The sequence below is a fragment of the Succinivibrio sp. genome, assembly GCF_045124615.1.
Classification (GTDB): Bacteria; Pseudomonadota; Gammaproteobacteria; order Enterobacterales; family Succinivibrionaceae; genus Succinivibrio; species Succinivibrio faecicola.
Genome location: NZ_JBGVMC010000139.1, coordinates 1 through 4,397 on the forward strand (window position 1 = coordinate 1; position 4,397 = coordinate 4,397).

Consider the following 4,397-nt stretch of genomic DNA (forward strand, 5'->3'; position numbering starts at 1 on the left):
GGAGCTTGGATGGTAACTAATCGAACCTGACCTTTAGAACAGGCAACAAGAATTCCTTCTTTATCGATTTTTGTTATACAGCCAGGTTCTGCAGTTGAATCCTCATTAACTGCCTGTACATGAAAGACTTTATATTTCACATCATCACGGGTTGTGATTGCAACAGGCCAAGGTGATAAGCCTCTTACTTTAAGTTCAACCTCGCAAGCTGTCTTAGTAAAGTCGATTAAAGCCTCTTCTTTTGTCAGTTTCTTAGCATAGGTTGCAAGAGATTCATCCTGAGCGGTTGCCTTTAAAGTACCTGCAAAAATGCCATCTAACGCTTCTAACAGAGTTTTCGCACCAAGACTTGCAAGTCTGTCAAAAAGAGTTCCTGATGTATCGGTGTCATTAATATCAAGTGTCGCAATAGTGTATACATCACCTGCATCAAGCTTTTTAGCAACTTTCATGATGGATACACCGGTTTTTTTCTGACCATCAAGCAATGCTCTTTGAATAGGAGCAGCACCTCTATACATTGGCAGAATAGAACCGTGAACGTTAATACATCCAAATGGACAAGCATTAATAATGGATTCAGGAAGGATCACACCATAGGCAACAACAATGCAGATGTCTGCCTTTAATTCCTTAAATGCATCTACATCAGCTTCATCTTTAAAATTTTCAGGTGTTCTAACCTCAATGCCGTTTTCAAGAGCTAAAACCTTTACTTCAGATGGCTTTAACTTGTTTCCTCTGCCAGCTGGTCTATCTGGCTGAGTATAAACAGCAACTGGTTTTATTCCATTATCTATCAGCGCCTGAAGATGAACAGCTGCAAAGTCAGGAGTACCTGCAAAGATAATTCTTTTATCTTTTAGATTCTGCACTATTAGTTCCCCATTCTTTCTTTTTGCAGTTTTAAGAATTTCTTCTTAACACGCTCTATTTTCATGCGTGACAATTTATCAACAAATACCTTTCCTTCTAGATGATCAATTTCGTGCTGTAAACAGATTGCAAGCAAGCCGTCGACTTTTTCAAAAACGCATTTGTTTCCATCAAGATCCTGATATTCAACAGTAACTACAGGATAGCGTTCTACTGTATCCTGATATCCTGGAACTGACAGGCATCCTTCTTGTGATTCAACCTTGTCACCTTCAAGAGCTGTAATCTTTGGATTGATAATAACAACCTTGTTGTTACCCTGAGAACCATCTTCCTCAGGAATATCAATTACAACAATTCTCTTGTTTACTCCAATCTGAGGACCAGCAAGACCAATACCCTCAAAATGGTACATGGTATCAAACATATCTTCAGCAAGAGTTTTTATCTCCTCATTGAATTCGGTGATGTCTGTGTTCTTTTTTCTTAAAATTTCATCAGGGTAGATGACAACTTCTCTTACAGCCATGGTATATCCTCTTTAAAACTGAGCTAATTTTACCAAATAATGAGCGTTTTTTCTCATTTTGTGAGATCATAACCTCTCAAGTGAGGTAACAAATGCAGGAAATACAAATAGAATTAACAGAAGGCTCACCATGTCCTTTGTGTGGACAACCTTTAGTAATAAGACATTCAGCAAGAGGTGATTTTCTCGGTTGCTCAGATTATCCTGCATGTTCTTTTATTAAACCTATAGTTACAACTCATACGATTGAAGTTTTAGGAGATGTAGGCTCTGACTGTCCTGTATGTGGAGATCCTCTGCAGGTTAAAAAAGGTAGATTTGGTATATTTATCGGATGCTCAAACTATCCATCCTGCAACTATGTTTATAACCCCCAAGAGAGTTTAGCTATTACCTGCCCTATATGCAAGAAAGGAAAACTCTCCTCACGAACAACTGCATCAGGAAGAACCTTTTATGGTTGCTCAAACTATCCTGAGTGTACTTTTACTACACCTGGTAAACCTGTTGTAAAAACCTGCTCATACTGCTCATTTCCTTTAATGTTTGAAAAAAAATTCAAAAAAGGAATCGGACTTGTGTGTGCAAGTTCAATCTGTGAAAGCAGAAAAAAACGAAAGCACGAGATAATCAGACCTCTATAACATTCATAAAGATCTGTAAAAAGTGGTAAAATTTACATCAATATTAGTCTTATTAGGTTTTAGGAATCAAAACAATGTCAAATTCTTTTGTTGCAATTATTATGGGCTCAGACTCCGATCTTCCATTACTAGAAAATACAATGGCTGTTCTAAAGGAGTTTGATATCAAATATGAAGCTCGTGTAGCTTCTGCTCATCGTACTCCTGATGTTGTATCAGAATATGTAACCGATGCTGAAAAGAGAGGTTGTGCCGTTTTTATCTGTGCAGCCGGTCTTGCCGCACATCTTGCTGGTGCAGTTGCAGCAAGAACAACACGTCCTGTTATCGGTATTCCTTGTGATGGTGGTCCTTTATCAGGTATTGACGCTTTATATTCTACAGTTCAGATGCCAGGTGGTATTCCTGTTGCAACAGTTGCAGTTGGTAAAGCAGGTGCTAAGAATGCAGCTTATCTTGCAGCTCAGATTATGGCTCTTGCAGACAAGGATTTAGACGAGCGCGTTAAGGCAAATCGTGTCAAAGCTTGTGAAGAAGTTATTGAAAAAGATAGAAAACTTCAGGAAAAATTAAAGTAATGTCATCAAATTTTACAGATGATATAAAAAAAGTAGCCTCCGTAATAAAAAACGGAGGCGTTGTTATTACACCAAGTGAAGGTGTATATGGAATCAGTTGCGCTCTAAACAGTGAAACTGCCATAAACAGAGTCATTTCTGTAAAGCAAAGGGATATTCGTAAGGGCCTGATTGTTGTCGATAAGGATCTATCTTATCTAAACCAGTACATTGATAGAGATTATCTTTCAGAAAAGAACCTATCTTTACTTGAAAAGTATTGGCCTGGTCCTCATACATTTGTTTTGAAAATGAAAGATGACTTTCATTCAGTAGCTCTTAGAGAAAACCATTCTCTTGCTGTAAGAATAAGTGGTTTTTCCGTCTTTCAAGAACTGTGTAAGTATGTAGGTGAGCCTATTATCTCAACAAGTGCGAATATTTCAGGAAATATGGCTACATCTGATATAAATCAGCTTGATAAGGTTGTTGTAGACAGGGTAGATCTTGTCTTGTCACTGCCATGTCAGGGTCAGAATATACCGACAACTATTTTTGATACAACCACAGATACCTTAGTTAGAAAAGGTCCAGATTGGAGAGAATAATGACCGATCGTTATGCAGTTTTTGGCAACCCTATTGCTCATTCTCTTTCACCTCAGATTCATTCATATTTTGCAACTCAGACAAAACAGGATCTGGTTTACGATAGAGTCCTTGTTCCTGAAGGTGAATTTAAAGCAACAGCTGACAAGTTCTTTGCAGATGGTGGCTGTGGATGTAATGTAACTGTTCCTTGCAAGCTTGATGCATATTCATATGCAGATACATTAACAGAATATGCAAAAGCTGCTGGTGCTGTAAATACTTTAAAAAAGCTGCCTGATGGAAGTGTGTTAGGTGACAACACTGATGGTAGAGGACTCGTCCTTGACCTTTTAAGAACTAACTGTCCTCTAAAAGGTTCTAGAATTCTGATAGTAGGTGCTGGCGGTGCTGCAAGAGGAATTTTAAAGCCAATTGTTGAACAGCTGCCTCAATCAGTAACCATAGTGAATAGAACTCTAGCTAAAGCTAAAAATTTAGCTTCTTTATATGAAGGTGTTGAAGCTACAGATTATTCAAATCTTGATGGATACTTTGATGTAATTATAAATGCTACATCAACCTCTTTAGAGGGTAAGCTACCTGCTATCAGTGATTCAATCTATAAAAACGCAAGTTTTGCCTATGATCTGATGTATAGAAAAAATGAAAATACTGTATTCGTACAAAAGGCATTAGATTGTGGTGTAAAGCAGGTATATGATGGTTTTGGAATGCTAGTAGGTCAGGCTATATTAAGTTTCGAGCTGTGGCGCGAGAATACTCATCTCAATTTTAATGAGTGTTTAGAGTACCTGAAGTAATGCTGTCATTTATTATTGAAAAGGACTCTGTATTTGCCAGTGTTGCAGAAAAAATGCAGTCACTGATTGAAGAAAAATATCCATCTGTTCTTAAAGATTCAGATGCTTTATTAACAGTCTCTGATGATGTAACACTGTCATTTCATGATGATTCTTCTAAGGTTCTAGGATCATCATTTTCAATAGATATTCTAAATGACGAGATCCTATGGAGGCTAAGACATTCAGGCAGATCATCAGAGCCTGTGTGCAAGGCTGTTATAGGAAAACTTGAAAATCCTGTTGTATTCGATGCAACAGCAGGACTTGGGCGCGAGAGTCTTATTCTTCAGAATTCTGGTGCAAAAGTTCATATGTTTGAAAGAAATCCAATCATATAT

Annotated in this window: 7 protein-coding genes; 5 read left to right on the forward strand and 2 right to left on the reverse strand. The window is 37.7% G+C overall.

The genetic code is table 11. The features are described 5' to 3' along the window. Both fmt and def read right to left on the reverse strand, forming a co-directional pair. The coding region (gene fmt / locus ACJML3_RS03660) for a methionyl-tRNA formyltransferase (RefSeq protein WP_406020716.1) at positions 1-875 on the reverse strand (875 nt) is incomplete at its 3' end. Positions 876-877: 2 nt separating this feature from the next. Next, on the reverse strand, positions 878-1,405 hold the full coding sequence (def, locus tag ACJML3_RS03665) for a peptide deformylase (protein WP_406020718.1): 528 nt from the start codon (positions 1,403-1,405) through the stop codon (positions 878-880). A 92-nt stretch (positions 1,406-1,497) separates the two neighbouring features. Between def and ACJML3_RS03670 the strand changes: the two genes are divergently transcribed. From ACJML3_RS03670 to ACJML3_RS03690, 5 genes are all read left to right on the forward strand, one after another. Continuing rightward, positions 1,498-2,049: a topoisomerase DNA-binding C4 zinc finger domain-containing protein gene (locus ACJML3_RS03670; protein ID WP_406020720.1), complete on the forward strand. Its 552-nt coding sequence runs from the start codon at positions 1,498-1,500 to the stop codon at positions 2,047-2,049. A gap of 74 nt (positions 2,050-2,123) precedes the next feature. Continuing rightward, complete coding sequence (gene purE, locus ACJML3_RS03675) at positions 2,124-2,627, forward strand: 5-(carboxyamino)imidazole ribonucleotide mutase (protein WP_219937103.1); 504 nt, start codon at positions 2,124-2,126, stop codon at positions 2,625-2,627. Next, positions 2,627-3,214, forward strand: a complete 588-nt coding sequence (locus ACJML3_RS03680; RefSeq protein WP_406020722.1) for an L-threonylcarbamoyladenylate synthase — start codon at positions 2,627-2,629, stop codon at positions 3,212-3,214. The genes purE and ACJML3_RS03680 overlap by 1 nt, the downstream gene beginning before the upstream one ends. Beyond that, positions 3,214-4,017 carry a shikimate dehydrogenase gene (gene aroE, locus ACJML3_RS03685; RefSeq protein WP_406020724.1) on the forward strand — a complete coding sequence of 268 codons (804 nt, stop codon included), beginning with the start codon at positions 3,214-3,216 and terminating at the stop codon, positions 4,015-4,017. The genes ACJML3_RS03680 and aroE overlap by 1 nt, the downstream gene beginning before the upstream one ends. Further along, a partial coding sequence (locus ACJML3_RS03690; protein WP_406020726.1) for a class I SAM-dependent methyltransferase occupies positions 4,017-4,397 on the forward strand: 381 nt, incomplete at its 3' end. The genes aroE and ACJML3_RS03690, both read left to right, overlap by 1 nt.

Excerpts from the sequence above, each read along its gene's own strand:
- def (WP_406020718.1), bottom strand. The coding sequence starts at position 1,405 with ATGGCTGTAAGAGAAGTTGTCATCTACCCTGATGAAATTTTAAGAAAA.
- ACJML3_RS03680 (WP_406020722.1), top strand. The coding sequence starts at position 2,627 with ATGTCATCAAATTTTACAGATGATATAAAAAAAGTAGCCTCCGTAATA.
- ACJML3_RS03670 (WP_406020720.1), top strand. The coding sequence starts at position 1,498 with ATGCAGGAAATACAAATAGAATTAACAGAAGGCTCACCATGTCCTTTG.
- purE (WP_219937103.1), top strand. The coding sequence starts at position 2,124 with ATGTCAAATTCTTTTGTTGCAATTATTATGGGCTCAGACTCCGATCTT.
- aroE (WP_406020724.1), top strand. The coding sequence starts at position 3,214 with ATGACCGATCGTTATGCAGTTTTTGGCAACCCTATTGCTCATTCTCTT.